Annotated in this window: 18 protein-coding genes; 2 read left to right on the plus strand and 16 right to left on the minus strand. The window is 72.0% G+C overall.

Annotation, left to right across the window (positions count from 1 at the left end):
• Positions 1-95: 95 nt before the first annotated feature.
• From D7231_RS27585 to rpsD, 12 genes are all read right to left on the minus strand, one after another.
• Positions 96-806 carry an AAA family ATPase gene (locus tag D7231_RS27585; protein WP_120758263.1) on the minus strand — a complete coding sequence of 237 codons (711 nt, stop codon included), beginning with the start codon at positions 804-806 and terminating at the stop codon, positions 96-98.
• Positions 807-955: 149 nt separating this feature from the next.
• Entirely contained in the window at positions 956-1,399 is a 444-nt protein-coding gene (gene aroQ, locus D7231_RS27590) for a type II 3-dehydroquinate dehydratase (RefSeq protein ID WP_120758264.1), read from the minus strand.
• Positions 1,396-2,487, minus strand: a complete 1,092-nt coding sequence (aroB, locus tag D7231_RS27595) for a 3-dehydroquinate synthase (protein WP_120758265.1) — start codon at positions 2,485-2,487, stop codon at positions 1,396-1,398. The genes aroQ and aroB overlap by 4 nt, the downstream gene beginning before the upstream one ends.
• Before the next feature lie 7 nt (positions 2,488-2,494).
• Entirely contained in the window at positions 2,495-3,040 is a 546-nt protein-coding gene (locus tag D7231_RS27600; protein ID WP_120758266.1) for a shikimate kinase, read from the minus strand.
• Positions 3,037-4,221, minus strand: coding sequence for a chorismate synthase (gene aroC, locus D7231_RS27605; protein ID WP_120758267.1), 1,185 nt, complete (start codon positions 4,219-4,221; stop codon positions 3,037-3,039). Before aroC ends, D7231_RS27600 begins: the two co-directional genes overlap by 4 nt.
• A 160-nt stretch (positions 4,222-4,381) precedes the next feature.
• On the minus strand, positions 4,382-5,221 hold the full coding sequence (locus tag D7231_RS27610; protein WP_120758268.1) for a shikimate dehydrogenase: 840 nt from the start codon (positions 5,219-5,221) through the stop codon (positions 4,382-4,384).
• The gene (gene mltG, locus D7231_RS27615) at positions 5,221-6,894 is read right to left on the minus strand and encodes an endolytic transglycosylase MltG (RefSeq protein ID WP_120758269.1); all 1,674 of its coding nucleotides are present in this window, start codon (positions 6,892-6,894) and stop codon (positions 5,221-5,223) included. The genes D7231_RS27610 and mltG overlap by 1 nt, the downstream gene beginning before the upstream one ends.
• Positions 6,895-7,026: 132 nt before the next feature.
• Positions 7,027-7,491, minus strand: a complete 465-nt coding sequence (ruvX, locus tag D7231_RS27625) for a Holliday junction resolvase RuvX (RefSeq protein WP_043188057.1) — start codon at positions 7,489-7,491, stop codon at positions 7,027-7,029.
• A gap of 3 nt (positions 7,492-7,494) precedes the next feature.
• A complete protein-coding gene (alaS, locus tag D7231_RS27630; RefSeq protein WP_120758270.1) occupies positions 7,495-10,164 on the minus strand; it encodes an alanine--tRNA ligase in 2,670 nt (889 codons plus the stop codon).
• Positions 10,164-10,493: a DUF6167 family protein gene (locus D7231_RS27635; RefSeq protein WP_120758271.1), complete on the minus strand. Its 330-nt coding sequence runs from the start codon at positions 10,491-10,493 to the stop codon at positions 10,164-10,166. The genes alaS and D7231_RS27635 overlap by 1 nt, the downstream gene beginning before the upstream one ends.
• 8 nt (positions 10,494-10,501) lie before the next feature.
• Positions 10,502-10,942, minus strand: a complete 441-nt coding sequence (locus D7231_RS27640; protein ID WP_241999953.1) for a DUF948 domain-containing protein — start codon at positions 10,940-10,942, stop codon at positions 10,502-10,504.
• Between the two features lie 226 nt (positions 10,943-11,168).
• On the minus strand, positions 11,169-11,783 hold the full coding sequence (gene rpsD / locus D7231_RS27645; protein ID WP_120758273.1) for a 30S ribosomal protein S4: 615 nt from the start codon (positions 11,781-11,783) through the stop codon (positions 11,169-11,171).
• 188 nt (positions 11,784-11,971) lie between these two features.
• On the opposite strand from rpsD, the gene D7231_RS27650 reads away from it, so the two are divergent.
• The gene (locus D7231_RS27650) at positions 11,972-12,685 is read left to right on the plus strand and encodes a DUF2470 domain-containing protein (protein WP_120758274.1); all 714 of its coding nucleotides are present in this window, start codon (positions 11,972-11,974) and stop codon (positions 12,683-12,685) included.
• A 90-nt stretch (positions 12,686-12,775) separates the two neighbouring features.
• On the opposite strand, the gene D7231_RS27655 is transcribed toward D7231_RS27650, so the two are convergent.
• The 4 genes from D7231_RS27655 to D7231_RS27670 all read right to left on the minus strand — a co-directional run bounded on the left by D7231_RS27655 (position 12,776) and on the right by D7231_RS27670 (position 16,942).
• Complete coding sequence (locus D7231_RS27655) at positions 12,776-14,134, minus strand: replication-associated recombination protein A (protein ID WP_120758275.1); 1,359 nt, start codon at positions 14,132-14,134, stop codon at positions 12,776-12,778.
• Between the two features lie 90 nt (positions 14,135-14,224).
• Positions 14,225-14,887, minus strand: coding sequence for a vitamin K epoxide reductase family protein (locus tag D7231_RS27660; RefSeq protein ID WP_120758276.1), 663 nt, complete (start codon positions 14,885-14,887; stop codon positions 14,225-14,227).
• A 59-nt stretch (positions 14,888-14,946) separates the two neighbouring features.
• Complete coding sequence (gene hisS, locus D7231_RS27665; protein WP_120758277.1) at positions 14,947-16,209, minus strand: histidine--tRNA ligase; 1,263 nt, start codon at positions 16,207-16,209, stop codon at positions 14,947-14,949.
• 10 nt (positions 16,210-16,219) lie between these two features.
• Positions 16,220-16,942, minus strand: coding sequence for an MBL fold metallo-hydrolase (locus tag D7231_RS27670; RefSeq protein WP_120758278.1), 723 nt, complete (start codon positions 16,940-16,942; stop codon positions 16,220-16,222).
• Between the two features lie 185 nt (positions 16,943-17,127).
• On the opposite strand from D7231_RS27670, the gene D7231_RS27675 reads away from it, so the two are divergent.
• Positions 17,128-17,949, plus strand: coding sequence for a peptidylprolyl isomerase (locus D7231_RS27675; protein ID WP_120758279.1), 822 nt, complete (start codon positions 17,128-17,130; stop codon positions 17,947-17,949).
• Positions 17,950-18,100: the final 151 nt, after the last annotated feature.

The raw sequence follows: 18,100 nt of genomic DNA on the forward strand, positions 1-18,100 counted from the left end.
AGCCTACGGCGGGGTGCCGCGGGCGGCCGTCCCAGCGCGTCCGACCGGGCACCGGCTCCCGGAACCCGGCCGGAGGGGGCGGCCGGGGAGGGCGGTCACCAGCTGGGCGGGCTGGCCAGCGAGCGGGCGACGACCTCGTCGAGGAGGCGGGCGGTGGTGGTGACGTCCTGCTGGGAGTTGTCGATGATCGGCAGGCCGGAGCCGTACCAGCCGGCCATCCGGCCGTGGATCCGGGCCACCTCCTCGTCGCCGAGGCGGCGGTTGCCCGAGCGCTCGGCGTTGCGCTCCAGGACGACCTCCAGGCCGGGCAGCAGGACGACGGGGAGCAGGCCGGGGCCCACGTGGCGCTTCCAGCCGCCGAGGCCGACGGCGGGCCGGTCGGGGAAGACGGCGTCGTCGAGGATGCAGGAGATGCCGTTGGCGAGGAAGTTGCGGGCGGCGAAGCCGCAGGTGCGGCGGGCCAGCCGGTACTGCGCCTCGGAGTGGTCGTTCCAGCCGGACTGCGGGTCGGCGAAGCCCGAGCGCACCCACTCGCGGACGTCGTCCAGGCTGATGTGGGCGGTGGGCACGCGGCGGGTGTCCGCCCAGTGCCGGGCCACGGTCGTCTTCCCGGCGCCGGCCGGGCCGATGAGGATCACCGCGACGGGGGCGTGGGCGGGGTCGGCGGGCTGCGCGGCGGGCACGGCGCCCGGCACGGGTACGCCCTGCGGCAGCAGGAAATGGCCGGTCTGCGCGGCGGGCGGCGGGGGCGCGCCCGGCATCGGGGGGTGGGCCGGCGGCAGCGGCGGCCCCACGGGGTACTGCATCCGGTGGCACTCCGTCTCGTAGGGGCGCGGGCGTCAGGGGCGCCCGGTGGCGTGAGCTGAGAGGGCCTCAGCTCACGCCACCGGGCGACGGCCAGACGGGAGAGTACCCGAGCCCCGTCCCCGTTGCCCCTCCAGGGGCAACGGCCGCGTCAGCCCGCGAGTTCCTCGGCCAGGGCCCGCAGCGCGAGCCGGTAGGAGCCGATGCCGAAGCCCGCGACGGTGCCGCTGGCGACGGCCGCGATCACGGAGGTGTGGCGGAACTCCTCGCGCGCGTACGGGTTGGAGATGTGCACCTCGATCAGCGGCGCGGTGCGCTGGGCGGCCGCGTCGCGCATGGCGTACGAGTAGTGCGTGAAGGCGCCGGGGTTGATGACGACCGGGAGGGCGCCGTCGGCCGCCTCGTGCAGCCAGCGGACCAGCTCGCCCTCGTCGTTGGTCTCGCGCACGTCGACGGCGAAGCCGAGCTCCGCGCCGAGCCGGGTGCACTCCTCCACCAGGCCCTTGTAGGAGGTCGAGCCGTAGACGTCGGGCTCGCGGGAGCCGAGGCGGCCGAGGTTGGGGCCGTTCAGCACGAGGACCCGGCGCGCGGTCATGCGGCGATCTCCGCGTGTGCGGCCAGCAGCATCGCCGGGTCGGGGCCCTCCAGGACCGTCGGCTTGGCCAGGCCGTCCAGGACGATGAAGCGCAGCCGGTCGCCGCGGGTCTTCTTGTCGACCTTCATGGTCTCCACCAGCTTGGGCCACTGGTCGCCGCGGTAGGTGACGGGCAGGCCCACGGAGGTGAGGATCTCGCGGTGCCGGTCGGCGGTCGCGTCGTCGAGGCGGCCGGCGATGCGGCCGAGCTCGGCGGCGAAGACCATGCCGACGGCGACGGCCGCGCCGTGCCGCCAGTTGTAGCGCTCGTTCTTCTCGATGGCGTGGGCGAGGGTGTGGCCGTAGTTGAGGATCTCGCGCAGGCCCGACTCCTTGAGGTCGGAGGAGACCACGTCGGCCTTGACCCGGATCGCGCGCTCGATCAGCTCGGCGGTGTGCGGCCCGGCGGGGGTGCGGGCGGCCTCGGGGTCGGCCTCGATGAGGTCGAGGATGGCCGGATCGGCGATGAAGCCCGCCTTGATGACCTCGGCGAGGCCGCTGACGTAGTCGTGGACCGGCAGCGAGTCCAGCGCGGCCAGGTCGCACAGGACGCCGGCCGGCGGGTGGAAGGCGCCGACGAGGTTCTTGCCCTCGGCGGTGTTGATGCCGGTCTTGCCGCCGACGGCGGCGTCGACCATGGCCAGCACCGTGGTGGGCACGGCGATCCAGCGCACGCCGCGCAGCCAGGTGGCGGCGACGAAGCCGGCGAGGTCCGTGGTGGCGCCGCCGCCCACGCCGACGATGACGTCGGTGCGGGTGAAGTTGGTCTGGCCCAGCGCCTTCCAGCAGTAGGCCGCGACCTCGACGGTCTTGGACTCCTCGGCGTTGGGCAGCTGGATCGCGATGGCCTCGTAGCCCTGGGAGGCCAGGTCCTCGCGGATCGCCTGGCCGGTCTCGGCGAGGGCCTCGGGGTGGAGCACGGCGACCCGCTTGGCCTTGGTGCCGATGAGGCCGGGCAGCTCGTCCAGCAGCTGGCGCCCGACCAGGACCTCGTACGGGTCGGTGCCCGCGCTGCCGGCGACCTGGATGCGGGTGGGGGCGTCGGTCATGCGTTCCTCACTGCGTGGTGTCCTGTGTACGGTCGCCGGGCACCGGGGCCAGGTGCAGGGCCTCCAGCACGGCGTCGGCGACCTCGTCCGGCGTGCGGCCGCCGGTGGTGACGGTGGCCCGGGCGACCTCCGTGTAGAGCGGGCGGCGGGCCTCCATCAGCTCGCGCCAGCGCTGCCGCGGATTGACCGCGAGCAGCGGGCGCGGGGCGTCGAGGCCGACGCGCCGGACGGCGTCGGCGAGCTCGACGTCGAGGAAGACCACCGGCAGCCCCACGAGGAGGGCCCGGGTCCCGTCGTCCATGATCGCGCCGCCGCCGAGGGAGAGCACGCCGGGGTGCCCGGCGACGGCGGCGCGCACCGCCTGCCGCTCCAGCTCGCGGAAGTGCGGCTCGCCCTCGTCGATGAAGATCTCCGGGATGGGCTTGCCGGCGGTCCGCTCGATGTCGGCGTCGGTGTCGCGGTAGCCGGTGCCCAGCCGCTGGGCGAGCAGGGCGCCGATGGTGGACTTGCCGGCTCCCGGCGGGCCCACCAGCACGACGACGGGCGCGGTCACTTGATGGCCAGGTTCTCGAGGTAGCCCTGGACGTTGCGGCGGGTCTCGGCGACGTTGTCGCCGCCGAACTTCTCCGCCACCGCGTCGGCCAGGACGAGGGCGACCATCGCCTCGGCGACGATGCCGGCGGCCGGGACCGCGCAGACGTCGGAGCGCTGGTGGTGGGCCTGGGCGGCCTCGCCGGTGGCGACATCGACGGTGCGCAGGGCGCGCGGCACGGTGGCGATCGGCTTCATGGCCGCGCGGACGCGCAGCAGCTCGCCCGTGGACAGGCCGCCCTCGGTGCCGCCGGAGCGGCCGGAGGCGCGGCGGATGCCGTCCTCGGTGGAGACGATCTCGTCGTGGGCCTGCGAGCCCGGCACCCGGGCCAGCTCGAAGCCGTCGCCGACCTCGACGCCCTTGATCGCCTGAATGCCCATCAGGGCCGCGGCGAGGCGGGCGTCCAGGCGGCGGTCCCAGTGCACGTGCGAGCCCAGGCCGACGGGGACGCCGTAGGCCAGCACCTCGACGACGCCGCCGAGCGTGTCGCCGTCCTTGTGGGCCTGGTCGATCTCGGCAACCATCGCCTTGCCGGCCGCCTCGTCCAGGCAGCGGACCGGGTCGGCGTCGAGCTTGTCGACGTCGGAGGGCGTGGGGTAGACGCCGAGCGGCGCCTTGGCCGCGGCCAGCTCGATGACGTGGGAGACGATCTCGATGCCCGTCGTCTCCTTGAGGTAGGAGCGGGCGACGGCGCCGAGGGCGACGCGGGCGGCGGTCTCGCGGGCGGAGGCGCGCTCCAGGATCGGGCGGGCCTCGTCGATCCCGTACTTCTGCATGCCCGCGAGGTCGGCGTGGCCGGGGCGGGGGCGGGTCAGCGGGGCGTTGCGGGCCATCGCCGCCAGCTCCTCCGGGTCCACCGGATCGGCCGCCATGACCTTCTCCCACTTGGGCCACTCGGTGTTGCCCACCATGACCGCGACCGGGGAGCCCATCGTCAGGCCGTGGCGCACGCCGCCGAGGAAGGTGACCTCGTCCCGCTCGAACTTCATGCGCGCGCCGCGGCCGTAGCCGAGCCGCCGCCGGGCCAGGTGGTCCGCCACCATGTCCGTGGTGACGGGGACACCGGCGGGCAGGCCCTCCAGCGTCGCCACGAGTGCCGGACCATGCGACTCACCGGCAGTCAGCCAGCGCAACCTGCTCAACGGGACTCCTCTTGCTCGCGCGCCTCAAGATCGTGCGGCGCCCGGGTGCGCGGCCCCGGCCCGCCACTTCTGATCCTCCCATGCCGGACGGTCCTGTCCGCCCTCCGGTCCGCGTTGTGGAACGGAGTGAGTCACGTCGTGGTCGCCCGGACGGGTGCCGTCAGCCGCGGGCGGCCAGGGCGGCCTCGCCCGCCGCGCGCATCGCGGCCAGCGGCGCCCGCGGCCGGCCGGTCATCCGCTCGACCTGGAGAACCGCCTGGTGGACGAGGAGGTCCAGGCCGCCGAGGACGGTGCCGCCGCGCGCGGACCAGGCCGCGGCCAGGGGCGTGGGCCACGGCTCGTAGAGGACGTCGAAGAGGGCGCCGGGACGGTCCGGGACGGCCTCCGCGAGGGCGTCGGTGGCCCCCGCGGGAGTGGTGGCCACTACCAGCGGGGCGGTGAGCGCCTCGGCCGCGCGGGACCAGTCCTCGGTGCGGACGGCCACGCCGAGCCGCTCGCCCCACTCGCGCATCTCGGCCGCACGGGCCTCGCTGCGCACGTACACGACGACCTCGCCCGTGCAGATCCCGGCCAGGGCGGCCAGCGCGGAGGACGCGGTGGCGCCCGCGCCCAGCACGGCGGCGGAGGCGGCCTCCGTCACGCCGCGCTCGCGCAGGGCCGCGGCGATGCCGGGGATGTCGGTGTTGTCGCCGAGGCGGCGGCCGTCCTCGGTGAACACGACGGTGTTGACGGCCTCGACCGACGCGGCCGTGCTGCTGACCTCGTCCAGCAGCGGCATCACCGCCCGCTTGAGCGGCATGGTCAGGGACAGCCCTGCCCAGGTCTCGTCCAGCTTGTCGAGGAAGGCGGGCAGCGCGGCCTCGTCCACCTCGAAGCGGTCGTACGTCCACTCCCCCAGGCCCAGCTCCGCGTACGCGGCGCGGTGCAGGACCGGGGAGAGCGAGTGGGCGATCGGGGAACCGAGGACGGCCGCGCGGCGGCGCTCCGGGGCGTGGCTCATCACGGCTTCCGGCTCTTGTTGAACTCGTCCACGAGCTTCTGGTGCTCCGCCAGGTTCTTGGTGAACGTCGTCTTCTCGTTGATGGAGACGAAGTAGTACCAGTCGCCCTGCTCCGGATCCATGGCCGCCTTGAGGGCCTGTTCGCCCGGGTTGCCGATGGGGCCGGGAGGCAGGCCCTTGTAGAAGTAGGTGTTGTACGGGTCGTCGAGCGCCCGGAGCTGCTTGGGGCTGAGATCCAGCTTGCTCTGGTTCTTCGTGTAGTTGTACGTCGAGTCGAACTCCAGCTTGCCGTTCGTCTCGACGTTCGTGGGCTTGAGGCGGTTGTAGATGACCCGCGCCATCTTGCGGAAGTCGTCGTGCGTCATGCCCTCGGCGTTGACCAGGCTGGCCACGGTGATCAGCTGGAGCGGGGACTTGAGGCCCAGCTCGCGCGCCTTGCCCTCCAGGTCCTGCTTGGCGTAGTTCTCGTTGGCCCGGGCGACCATCTGCTTGAGGATGGTCTCCGGCTTGGTGCCCTTGCCGGCGCTGTACTGCGAGGGGAAGAGGAAGCCCTCCAGCGGGTCCCTGATCTTGGGGTCGGTGCCGGCCCACGCCGGCAGCCCGAGGTTCTTCGACTGGTTCTTGGCGACGTCCTTGGTGGTGCCCGCCGCGAGGCCCAGCTTCTGGTCGATGGCGGCGTAGATCTGGACGGCCCGCCGGCCCTCGGCGATGGTCAGGAAGTTGCCGGCGTTGGTCATCATCTCGACGGCCGCCGCGCCGGACATCTGCTTGTGCAGGGTGTACGTGCCCGGCTGGATGGCCTTCTTGGCGGCGGCGTCGGTGAAGGCGCCGACGCTCTTGACGACCCCGGCCTTCTCCAGGACCCGGCCCATCTCGGTCAGGCTGGCCCCCTTGGGGATCTCGACCTGGACCTGGCCGTCGCCCTGGCCCTCGTAGTCGGGCGCCGCGCCGAAGTGGGTCTGCCAGTAGTCGTAGGCGAAGTAGCCGCCACCGCCCACGACGCCGAGGAGCACCACGGCGACCACGAGGCAGGCCGTGCCGCTGCGGCGCTTGTTCTTCTTCTTGGGCTTCTTGCCGCGCCGGTCGCGGCCGCGGGAGCGCTCCTCGCGCTCCTCGTCGTCGTCCTCGTCCCCGGGCACGCCGGGCTCGCCGTCGTGCTCGCCGGGGCGGGCCGTGGCCGGAGGCAGGTCGTCGAAGAGGGAGATCTTCTCCTCGTCGGGCTCGGACCACTCCTGCTGCGGCTGGTACGGCCCGGCGTGCTGCGGCTGCTGTTGTGCCTGCTGCGCCTGCTGCATCTGCTGCGGGGCCTGCTGATGCCCCTGCTGGCCATGCGGCTGCTGAGGCACCTGGTGCTGAGGATGCTGCGGCTGCTGGTGCTGCGGCTGCTGAGGGTGCGACTGCTGCTGGGGATGCTGCGGCTGCCGCTGATAGCCGTCGGGCGTGCCGTAGTAGTCGGACTGCCCGCCGCCGTACGTGCCGCCGCCCTGCTGCCCGTACTGCTGCTGCCCGCCCTGGGCGGGGTCCCAGCCGTACTGCTGCTGGTCGTGACCGTACTGGGGCTGCTGCGACTGCTGCGGGTGCTGCTGCTGTCCGCCGCTGTAGCCCTGGTCCCCGTACAGCGGGTCGTCAGGATGCCACGGTTGGGAGCCGGAGCCCCGGCCGTACTCAGTCATCGATCCCCTAGAGCCGCGCAGCGGCAGCAGGTGGGCGCTCGGAGGAGCGCGGTTCCCAGTCGCCCGGCCGTCGTCGAGGACGGCGGCCGGACGGCTGCCATGTGTTCAGCGCGGAACGTTACCGTACTGCGATCAGATGACCACTTCGACGGTCTCGCCCGGGGGCCTGCCGGAGACCTTCTCGGTCTCCAGGGCGTTCTGCAGGATGACGACCGCGGCCGCCTGGTCCACCACGGACCGGCCCTTCTTGGAACTGACGCCCGAGGCGCGCAGCCCCTGCGTCGCGGTGACCGTCGTCATGCGCTCGTCGACCAGGCGCACCGGGACGGGCGCCACGCGGCGCGCCATCTCCTTGGCGAAGGTACGCACCTTGGCCGCGGCCGGCCCCTCCCCTCCTTTGAGGGAACGGGGCAGGCCGACGACGACCTCGATCGGCTCGTACTCCGCGACGATCTCCACGAGCCGCTTGTGGGCCTTGGGGATGTCACGGCCGGGCACGGTCTCCACCGGGGTGGCGAGGATCCCGTCGGGGTCGCACGAGGCGACCCCGATCCGGGCGTCCCCGACGTCGACGGAGATGCGTCTTCCTCGGCGCACGGGTCAGGCCGCCTCGGCCACGAGGCGCTCGACGGCGGCCATGGCCTCGTCGACGGCCTCGGGGTTCTGGCCGCCGCCCTGGGCGACGTCCGGCTTGCCGCCACCGCCGCCACCGAGGGTCTTGGCGGCCGTACGGACCAGCTCGCCGGCCTTGAGACCGCGCTCACGGGCGGCCTCGTTGGTGGCGATGACCGTCAGCGGACGGCCGTTGGCCACGGTGAACAGCGCCACCACGGCCGGGCGGCCGCCGTTGATGCGGCTGCGCACGTCGAGGACGAGCTTGCGCAGGTCGTCGGCGCCGGTGCCGTCCGGGACGCGGCCGGTGACCAGGGCCGTGCCGTGCACGTCCTTGGCGCCCTCGGCCAGGCCCGCGGCGGCCTGGAGGACCTTCTCGGCGCGGAAGCGCTCGATCTCCTTCTCGGCGTCCTTGAGCTTGGCGAGCATCCCGGAGATCTTCTCCGGCAGCTCCTCCGGGCGGCCCTTGACGAGCTCCTGGAGCTGGGCGACGACCGTGTGCTCCTTGGCCAGGAAGTTGTAGGCGTCGACGCCGACGAGGGCCTCGACACGGCGCACGCCCGAGCCGATGGACGACTCGCCCAGCAGCTTCACCAGACCCAGCTGGGCGGTGTTGGCGACGTGCGTGCCGCCGCACAGCTCCTTGGAGAAGTCGCCGATGGTGACGACGCGGACGCGCTCGCCGTACTTCTCGCCGAACTCGGCGATGGCGCCGGACTTCTTGGCCTCGTCCAGGCTCATGATCTCGGCCTGCACCTCGAGCTCCCGGGAGAGGACCTCGTTGATGCGCTGCTCGACGTCGGTCAGCACGGTGCCGGGCACAGCGGACGGCGAACCGAAGTCGAAGCGGAAGCGGCCCGGCGAGTTCTCCGAGCCGGCCTGGGCGGCCGTCGGGCCGAGCGCGTCGCGCAGGGCTTGGTGCGTGAGGTGCGTGGCCGAGTGGGCGCGGGCGATGGCGCGGCGGCGCTTGACGTCGATCGAGGCGTAGGCGGAGGCGCCCACGGTGACCTCGCCGACCTGGACGACGCCCTTGTGCACGTGCACGCCCGGAACGGGCTTCTGCACGTCGCGGATCTCGATCACGGCGCCCGTGTCGAGCTTGATGCGGCCGGTGTCGGCGAGCTGGCCGCCGCCCTCGGCGTAGAAGGGGGTGCGGTCCAGGACGACCTCGACCTCGTCGCCCTCGGTGGCGGCCGGCGAGGGCAGGCCGTCGACGAGGAGACCGACGATCGTGGACTCGTTCTCGGTGAGGCTGTAGCCGGTGAAGTCGGTCTCGCCGGAGGTGTCCGCGACCTCGCGGTAGGCGGACAGGTCGGCGTGGCCGGTCTTCTTGGCCTTGGCGTCGGCCTTGGCGCGCTCCCGCTGCTCCTTCATCAGGCGGCGGAAGCCGTCCTCGTCCACGGACAGGCCCTGCTCGGCGGCCATCTCCAGGGTGAGGTCGATCGGGAAGCCCCAGGTGTCGTGGAGCAGGAACGCCTTGTCGCCGGCCAGGACCTTGCCGCCGGAGGCCTTGGTCTCCGTCACGGCGGTGTCGAGGATGTTGGTGCCGGCCTTGAGCGTCTTGAGGAAGGCGGCCTCCTCGGCGAGGGCGACCGTCTCGATGCGCTTGCGGTCGCTCTCCAGCTCCGGGTACTGCTGGCCCATCGTCTTGATGACGACGTCGAGCAGCTCGGCGACGACGGGGCCGGTGGCGCCCATCAGGCGCATGTTGCGGATGGCGCGGCGCATGATGCGGCGCAGGACGTATCCGCGGCCCTCGTTGCCGGGGGTGACGCCGTCACCGATGAGCATCGTGGACGTGCGCATGTGGTCGGCGACCACGCGCAGCGAGACGTCGGTGTCCCGGGCGGCGCCGTAACGGACGCCGGTCAGCTCGGTGGCCTTGTCCATGACGACGCGCAGGGTGTCGGTCTCGTACATGTTCTGCACGCCCTGAAGAATCATCGCCAGGCGCTCGAGGCCGAGACCGGTGTCGATGTTCTTCGACGGCAGCTCCCCGAGGATCGGGAAGTCCTCCTTGCCGTCGCCGGCACCGCGCTCGTACTGCATGAAGACCAGGTTCCAGATCTCCACGTAGCGCTCGTCGTTGACGGCCGGGCCGCCCTCGACGCCGAACTCGGGGCCACGGTCGTAGTTGATCTCGGAGCACGGTCCGCACGGGCCGGGAACGCCCATGGACCAGTAGTTCTCCTTCTTGCCCAGGCGCTGGATCCGCTCGGCGGGCACGCCGACGACGTCGCGCCAGATGCGCTCGGCCTCGTCGTCGTCGAGGTAGACGGTGATCCAGAGCTTCTCCGGCTCCAGGCCGTAGCCGCCGTCCGCCACGGGAGTCGTCAGCAGCTCCCAGGCGTACTTGATGGCGCCTTCCTTGAAGTAATCGCCGAAGGAGAAGTTGCCGCACATCTGGAAGAACGTGCCGTGGCGGGTGGTCTTGCCGACCTCTTCGATGTCCGGCGTGCGGACGCACTTCTGCACGCTGGTGGCGCGCGGGAAGGGCGGCTTGACCTCGCCGAGGAAGTAGGGCTTGAAGGGCACCATGCCCGCGGGGACCAGCAGCAGGGTCGGGTCGTCCGCGATGAGCGACGCCGACGGCACGACGGTGTGCCCACGCTCCTCGAAGAAGCGCAGCCAGCGCCTGCGGATTTCAGCCGACTCCATCAGTGGTCCTCTTTCCGGGTGAGCGAGTTGTAGGTGTGGTGCTGGTCGAGGGCGACGAGGTGGCGCTGCCCGGGGACCGCGCGGTGCTCGGGGGCGGGCGGCGCGGCGCTGAGGCCGAGCGCGTCCTTGAGCGCCGCTTCCCGGTGCGCCATCCCGTCACGGACGTCCAGCGCGAAGAGCTTGACCCTGCGCCCGGCGATGACCGCGCGGTCCGCGGCCTGCAGGGCCAGGCTCTCCGGGGTGAGCTTGGCGAGCTTCCGGTTGACCTTGGTGGTGGCCCAGACACCGGCTGCTACACCGGTCGTGAACCAGAAGGTGCGGCGGAACATTCCTGGGGTCAACCCTTCCCACGGGTGCGGCGGCCGGCGCGGGCGGACGGCAGGGGGCTGCCGACGGCCTTGCCGACGAAGACGGAGCCCTTCGGCTCGGGAGCGGCCTTGCGGCCCATCGCCCGCCGGACGCCGTAGCCGAAGGCGGCGACCTTGACCAGCGGGCCGCCGAAGGCGGAGGAGACGGTCGAGGAGAGCGCCGAGGCGTTCGCCGTGACCTCCTGGACGTCCGCGGCGATCGAGTCGACGCGGGCGAGCTGGGTGTGCGCGGAGCGGACGGTCGCCGAGGCGTCGGCGAGGAGCGGCACGGCCTGCTCGGTGACGTCGGCGACCAGCTTGGTGGCCGCCTTGAGCGTCTGCGCGAGCCGCACCAGCACCAGGGCGATGAAGGACACCAGAATCGCCCAGAAGACGGCCACGAGGATCCCGGCCACCTCTCCACCGGACACGCTGCACCGCTCCCTAGCTGTGGTCTTTTCTGCTCGGATACCGACCTTATCGCGCCGGGCCTCCGCGCCCGTACCGCATTACCGGTCCGTACGGCACGGATGTGCGAGACGCGGCGGCCCGGAAACGCGCCAGCCCGCCGGCCCGCGGCCACGAGGGCGGCGGAACGACGGGCTGGGCGAAAGGCGGTCCTGCTCCCCCGGCTGCTGCCGGGAGGTACACCCGGACTTAGCGGGCGTAGTACTCGACGACGAGCTGCTCGTCGCAGATGACCGGAACTTCCTTGCGGTTGGGCAGGCGGTCCAGGCGGAAGGCCAGGGCGCCCAGGTTGACCTGCAGGTAGCGCGGGGTCTCACCGTCGGCGGCGAAGCCACCGGCGCGAGCGGTCTCGAACAGCGGCTTGCTGCGGCTGCGCTCGCGGACCATCACGACGTCGTTCGGGGTGACGCGGAAGGACGGCTTGTCGACCTTGCCACCGTTGACCTCGATGTGGCCGTGGACGACCATCTGGCGGGCCTGGTAGATGGTGCGGGCGATGCCCGAACGCAGGACGAGGGCGTCGAGGCGGCGCTCGAGCTCGACCACCAGGGCCTCGCCGGTCTTGCCCTCGGCCTTGCGGGCGCGGTCGTAGGCGCGGACCATCTGGCGCTCGCTGATGTCGAACTGGGCGCGCAGACGCTGCTTCTCGAGCAGACGGACCTTGTAGTCGCTGTTCTGCTTGCGGCCACGGCCGTGCTCGCCCGGCGGGTAGGGGCGGGCCTCGAAGTACTTGACGGCCTTCGGGGTCAGCGCAATGCCGAGCGCACGAGACTTCTTGACCTTGGGACGCGACTGGTTAGGCACGTTCTCCAGACCTCCGAAATAGGTTAGGTTAGGCTTACCTTACTCAAGGAGATCGCATGTCTCGCCCGGGGAACACCAGTCACATCACGGACAGCACGCAGAAGACCGGCGCTCTCGATGGCGCCGACGTGACGGAGGTCCGATCAGATCGTGGTCAGCCGCGTCCCAGCGGACTTGAAATCGCGCGGATGCCGTCAGCAGCCGAGCGCACACGAACTCTCGTACAGAGTACATGCTCCGCGGTGCTGCTCGTTCCCGGGGCCGCCGCCACCCGCCCCGACCAGCTGATGCCCGAGGCGCGCAGCGTCGGCCCCGACGGCGAGGTCTTCCTGGTCTTCCCCGCCGACAGCCCGGCCGTGCGCGCCGCGACCCACGCCCAGGACGACGAGCTGCCCGCCGTCCTGGAGCTCACCGACGTGGCCCCGGTCTCCGTGCCCAGCCGCATCCGCGGGCGGGCCTGGATCTCCGGCTGGGTCACCTGCGTCCCCGGCGTGACCGAGCCCGGCCGGATGATGGTGCGCCTTGAGGTCGGCGAAGCGAGCGTGGACGACCTGTGGGGCGCGGAGGACGTCGAGCCCGAGGAGTTCACCCGGGCGAAGCCGGACCCGCTCGTCGGCCACGAGGCCGAGCTGCTCCAGCACCTGCACGCGGGCCACGGCGACCAGGTCCTCGGGCTGTACGCGCTCCTCGGCGAGCGGGCCGAGGACGCGCGCCGCGCGGGCGACCGGGCGGTGCCGCTGGCCCTGGACCGCTTCGGGCTGCGGGTGCGGTTCACCCGTGCGGGCAGCGGGGCGCCGACGGACCGGTCCTTCGACGCGCGGTTCGAATTCCCGGACCCGGTCCGCGACGTGGTCGGCCTGCGGCGGGCGATGCACCGCCTCTTCGAGGCCGCGGGGGAATGACGCCGGGCGGAGGGTTCGGCACCACCGGACGCCACCACGGGGGTCGCGCGCCGTTGCGGCGGATTCAAGGTGCTTGTCCGGCACCTTGAATCAGCCCTCCTGTTCTCCCCGCAAGCGCGAGCGAACCCTCTCCGCCACATCCGCGTAGCGGGCCTCCGCCCCGTACCGCGTCGGCGCGTAGTACTGCTTGCCCCGGACCGCGTCCGGTGCGTACTGCTGGGCCGCGATGCCGCCGGGCAGATCGTGCGGGTACAGATACCCCTGCGCGTGCCCCAGCTTCTCCGCGCCCTTGTAGTGGCCGTCCCGCAGGTGCGGCGGCACCGGGCCGGCGAGGCCCGCCCGGACGTCCGCGAGGGCGGCGTCGATGGCGAGGTAGGCCGCGTTGGACTTCGGGGCCAGCGCCAGCGCGATCGCCACCTGGCTCAGCGTGATCCGCGCCTCGGGGAAGCCGATCAGCGCGACGGCCTGCGCGCCGGCGACCGCCGTCTGGAGGGCCGTCGGATCGGCCAGGCCGATGTCCTCGCTCGCGGAGATCATCAGCCGCCGCGCGATGAACCGCGGGTCCTCTCCCGCCTCGATCATGCGGGCCAGATAGTGCAGCGTGGCGTCCACGTCGGAGCCGCGGATCGACTTGATCAGGGCGCTCGCGACGTCGTAGTGCTGGTCGCCGGCGCGGTCGTACTTCACGGCCGCCCGGTCGACGGCGTCCTCCAGCGTCTCCAGGGTGATCTCGGCCTCGCCCTTGGCTATGGCCGAGCCCGCGCCCGCCTCCAGCGCGGTGAGGGCGCGCCGGGCGTCGCCGCCGGCGATCCGCAGCAGGTGCGCCTCGGCGTCCTCGGGCAGGGTCACGGCGCCGCCGAGCCCGCGCTCGTCGGTGAGGGCGCGGTGCAGCAGCCCCCGCAGGTCCTCGTCGGTGAGCGCCTGGAGCGTCAGCAGCAGGGAACGGGAGAGCAGCGGGGAGATGATCGAGAAGTACGGATTCTCCGTGGTGGCCGCGATGAGCGTGACCCAGCGGTTCTCCACGGCCGGCAGGAGGGAGTCCTGCTGGGCCTTGCTGAAGCGGTGGATCTCGTCGAGGAAGAGGACGGTCTCCTTGCCGTAGCCCCCGGAGGCGCGGCGCGCGCCGTCGATGACGGCCCGTACTTCCTTGACGCCCGCGGTGATCGCGGAGAGCTCCACGAAGCGCTTGTTGGTGGCCTGGCTGACCACGTAGGCGAGGGTCGTCTTGCCGATGCCGGGCGGGCCCCAGAGGATCACCGACGAGGGGCCGGCCGGGCCGCCGCTGCCCTCCCCCACCAGCCTTCGCAGGGGGCTGCCGGGCTTGAGCAGATGTCCCTGCCCCACGACCTCGTCGAGCGTGCGGGGGCGCATGCGCACGGCCAGGGGACTGCTCGCCGGGTCTCTCTCCTGGCGGTCCTCTGCGGCTGCGGTGAACAGGTCGGGCTCCACGTCCGAAACCCTATGCCACCCCACTGACAACGCCGCCGGACCGTGAGGTCCGGCGGCGTCGATCAAGCCAGGTGCGCGAGGGGCGGGGGATCAGGCGGTGCCGCCGGTCCAGAAGTCCCACCAGCGGGTGAGGATCAGCATGCCGATGATGCCGACCCACAGCACGGGCACGACCCAGTGGAACTCCAGGATCGCGCGGCGCGGGCCGTCCGGCAGGGGAATGAAGCGGTGCCGGATGTTCTGCACGGTCACGTAGCAGAACATGAAGATCGTGGCGACCCAGGCCAGGCAGCACCACAGGCACAGCGACCCGATGACGTACAGCGACTGGTACTGGAGCCAGGTGCAGAAGGCGACGCCGAAGAGCGTGCCGGCCTGCATGCCGAGCCAGTACCAGCGCGGGAAGCGGGCGCCCGAGAGCAGCGCCAGGCCGATCGCGATGATCGCGCCGTAGCAGACCAGCCCCAGCATCGGATTGGGGAACCCGAAGGCGTGGGCCTGCTCACTCTCCATGATGTTGCCGCAGGAGACGATCGGGTTGAGGCTGCACCCGGGGGTGAAGGTCTTCCCGACCGCCTTGGCCTCAAGGATCTTGTTCTTGTCGATCGTGATGACCCACGCGGCGAGCAGCCCCAGCGCACCGGTGATGACCAGCAGCAGCGCGAACGCGCGGCTGCCTCCCGCGGCGCCGGTCGCGGGGCCGTCCCGCTCGTCGCCGTCGGTGTCGGAGCGGTCGAGTGCCGAAGTGGTCATAGCGCCGTTGATCCCATCAGTCGGTCCCTGGCGCCCATTCTGCACCAGCGGAGTGACAATCAGCCCTGCTTGGCCAGGACTTCACCCACGACGTCGGCGAGGGCGACGGCCTTCTGCTCGCCGCTCTCCAGGTCCTTGAGCTGCACGTTCCCCTCGGCCAGGTCGCGCTCGCCGGCGATGACCGCGAAGCGGGCGCCGGAGCGGTTGGCCGACTTCATCGCGTTCTTCAGACCCTTGCCGCCGTACGCGAAGTCGGTGGCGACGCCCTGCCGGCGCAGCTCGGTGACCAGACCGAAGAGGATCTTGCGGGCCTCGTCGCCGAGCGGGACGGCGTAGACCTCGGTGGGCGAGGGCAGGTCGAGCGCGATGCCCTCGGCCTCCAGGGCGAGCACCGTGCGGTCGACGCCGAGCGCCCAGCCGACGGACGGCAGCGCGGGGCCGCCGATCATCTCGGACAGGCCGTCGTAGCGCCCGCCGCCGCCGACCGCGGACTGCGAGCCGAGGCCGTCGTGGACGAACTCGAAGGTGGTGCGGGTGTAGTAGTCGAGGCCGCGGACGAGCTTGGGGTCGTCCTCGAACTCGACGCCCGCGGCGGTCAGCAGCTCGCGCACCTGGTCGTGGTAGGCCTTGCAGGCCTCGCAGAGGTGGTCGCGGAAGAGCGGGGCGCCGACGAGCTGCTTCTGGACGTCCTCGCGCTTGTCGTCCAGGACGCGCAGCGGGTTGATCTCGATGCGGCGGCGGGTGTCCTCGTCCAGCTCCAGGCCGCGCAGGAAGTCCTGGAGGGCGGCGCGGTAGACGGGGCGGCACTCCTTGTCGCCGAGCGAGTTCAGCAGGAGGCGGAAGTTGCTCAGGCCCAGCGACTTGTACGCGTCGACGGCCAGGATGATCAGCTCGGCGTCCAGCGCCGGGTCCTCGGCGCCGATGGCCTCCGCGCCGACCTGCGAGAAGTGGCGGTAGCGGCCCTTCTGCGGGCGCTCGTAGCGGTAGTACGAGCCGGAGTACCAGAGCTTGACGGGCAGGTTGCCGTCCTTGTGGAGGTTGCCCTCCAGGGCGGCGCGCAGCACGGAGGCGGTGCCCTCGGGGCGCAGGGCGAGCTGGTCGCCGCCGCGCGTGGTGAGGGTGTACATCTCCTTGGTCACGATGTCGGTCGACTCGCCGACGCCGCGGGAGAACAGCTCGACCTGCTCGAAGCCGGGGGTCTCGACGTAGCCGTAGCCGGCGCGCTTGAGCGGGGCGGCGATGGCCTCGCGGACCGCGAGGTAGACGGCGGAGGTGGGGGGCTTGAGGTCGTAGGTGCCCTTGGGGGCCTTGAACGTACTCACGGGAAAATCGTCACATTCCTCTTCGCGGAGCGGCGGTAGGGCCGCCTCCGGAGCCGCGCAGCGTGTCCGCCACTTCCCGCAGGTACGGGTTGGTGGCGCGCTCGCGGCCGATGCTGGTCTGGGGGCCGTGGCCGGAGAGGACCACGGTCGAGTCGTCCAGGGGCAGGCACACGCGTGCCAGCGACCGGAGCATCTCGGCGTGATCACCGCCCGGCAGGTCGGTGCGTCCGATGGAGCCGGCGAACAGCAGGTCGCCCGAGAAGAAGACCGACGGGACGTCGGCGGTCTCGGGCATCCGGAAGGTCACCGACCCCTTGGTATGGCCGGGCGCGTGCGCGACGGTGAATTCCAGCCCGGCGAGGTCGAGGCGCGAGCCGTCGGTCAGCTCCTTGACGTCGTCCGGCTCCCCGACGGTCAGCTCGCCCATGAGCTGCTGCCCGATGGAGCGGCCGAGGGCCTTCTCCGGGTCGCTCATCATGTAGCGGTCGGCGGGGTGGATCCAGGCCGGGACGTCGTGGGCGCCGCACACCGGGACGACCGAGGCGACGTGGTCGATGTGGCCGTGGGTGAGGACGACGGCGACGGGCTTGAGCCGATGCTTCCTGAGCGCCTCCTCGACCCCGGGGGCCGCCTGGTGGCCCGGGTCGATGATCACGCACTCCTCGCCGGCGGCAGGGGCGACCAGATAGCAATTGGTCCCCCAGGCCCCGGCGGGGAACCCGGCAATCAGCACATTCGTCCTTAATGATCGACCAGCAGTTTTCATCAGCGGTGCGGCCGCGACGCCCTGCGGGGATCACCGGCTGCGAACAAGAGCCTACCGGCGGCACCTCCGCGGCCGCGAACCCGTATACCGTACGGGCACACCAGCAACACAGGGCTCATGACATGGACAAGTCGGTATGAGGAGTAGACCCGGTGGTCAGTAACGAGCAGCGGCGGCGGCAGCTCGCCCGGGAGAAGTTCGAGCGGCAGCAGCAGCGCCGCGAAGAGGCCCGGCGCAAGGCCCGGCGGCGGAACGCGGTGATCGCCGCCGCCCTGGCGGTGGTGGTGGCCGCGGGCGTGACCGCGTACGCCACGGGTGCGCTGTCCGGCGACGACAAGAAGGACAAGACCGACGCCGCGGCGCCCGAGACCTCCAAGGCGCCCTCGAAGGGTCCGGACCCGTGCGCCAAGCCCGCCCCCGGCTCCCCCGCCACGAAGACGTGGAAGTCGGAGCCGGAGATGAGCATCGACAAGTCCGCGGCGTACGCCATGGACTTGAAGACGACCTGCGGCACGATCGACGTCAAGCTCGACGCGGCGAACGCCCCGCACACGGTCAACTCCTTCAACTTCCTGGCCGGCGAGGGCTACTTCGACCACACCAAGTGCCACCGCCTGACCACTGCCGGGATCTACGTCCTCCAGTGCGGCGACCCCAAGGGCACCGGCTCGGGCGGCCCGGGCTACACCCTGCCCGACGAGAACCTCAAGGACCCGAAGCTCAAGGGGAACGTCTACCCCGCGGGCACGGTCGCGATGGCCAACACCAGCCAGCCGCACACCGGCGGCAGCCAGTTCTTCCTCGTCTACCAGGACAGCCCGCTGCCGCCGTCGTACACACCCTTCGGCACGATCGGCGCCGAGGGCATGAAGACGCTCAAGAAGATCGCGGACGCGGGCGAGGACCGGGGGTCCGGCGACGGTGCCCCGAACGCGACGGTCGTCATCGACAAGGCGACGGTCGCCAAGTCCTGACGCCGGGCGCACCGCTCCGATCAGGCCTCCGTTGCCCGGCTGTTGCCCGCTCAGCGAAATTTCGGTCGCGCGGGATACGGACAGCCAGGGCGCCGGTCGCCTATGTTGGCGTTGTGTAGGGTGCCTGATCCGGCGGCTACCCGCACCCGAA

It is taken from the genome of Streptomyces klenkii (assembly GCF_003626645.1).
GTDB lineage: Bacteria > Actinomycetota > Actinomycetes > Streptomycetales > Streptomycetaceae > Streptomyces > Streptomyces klenkii.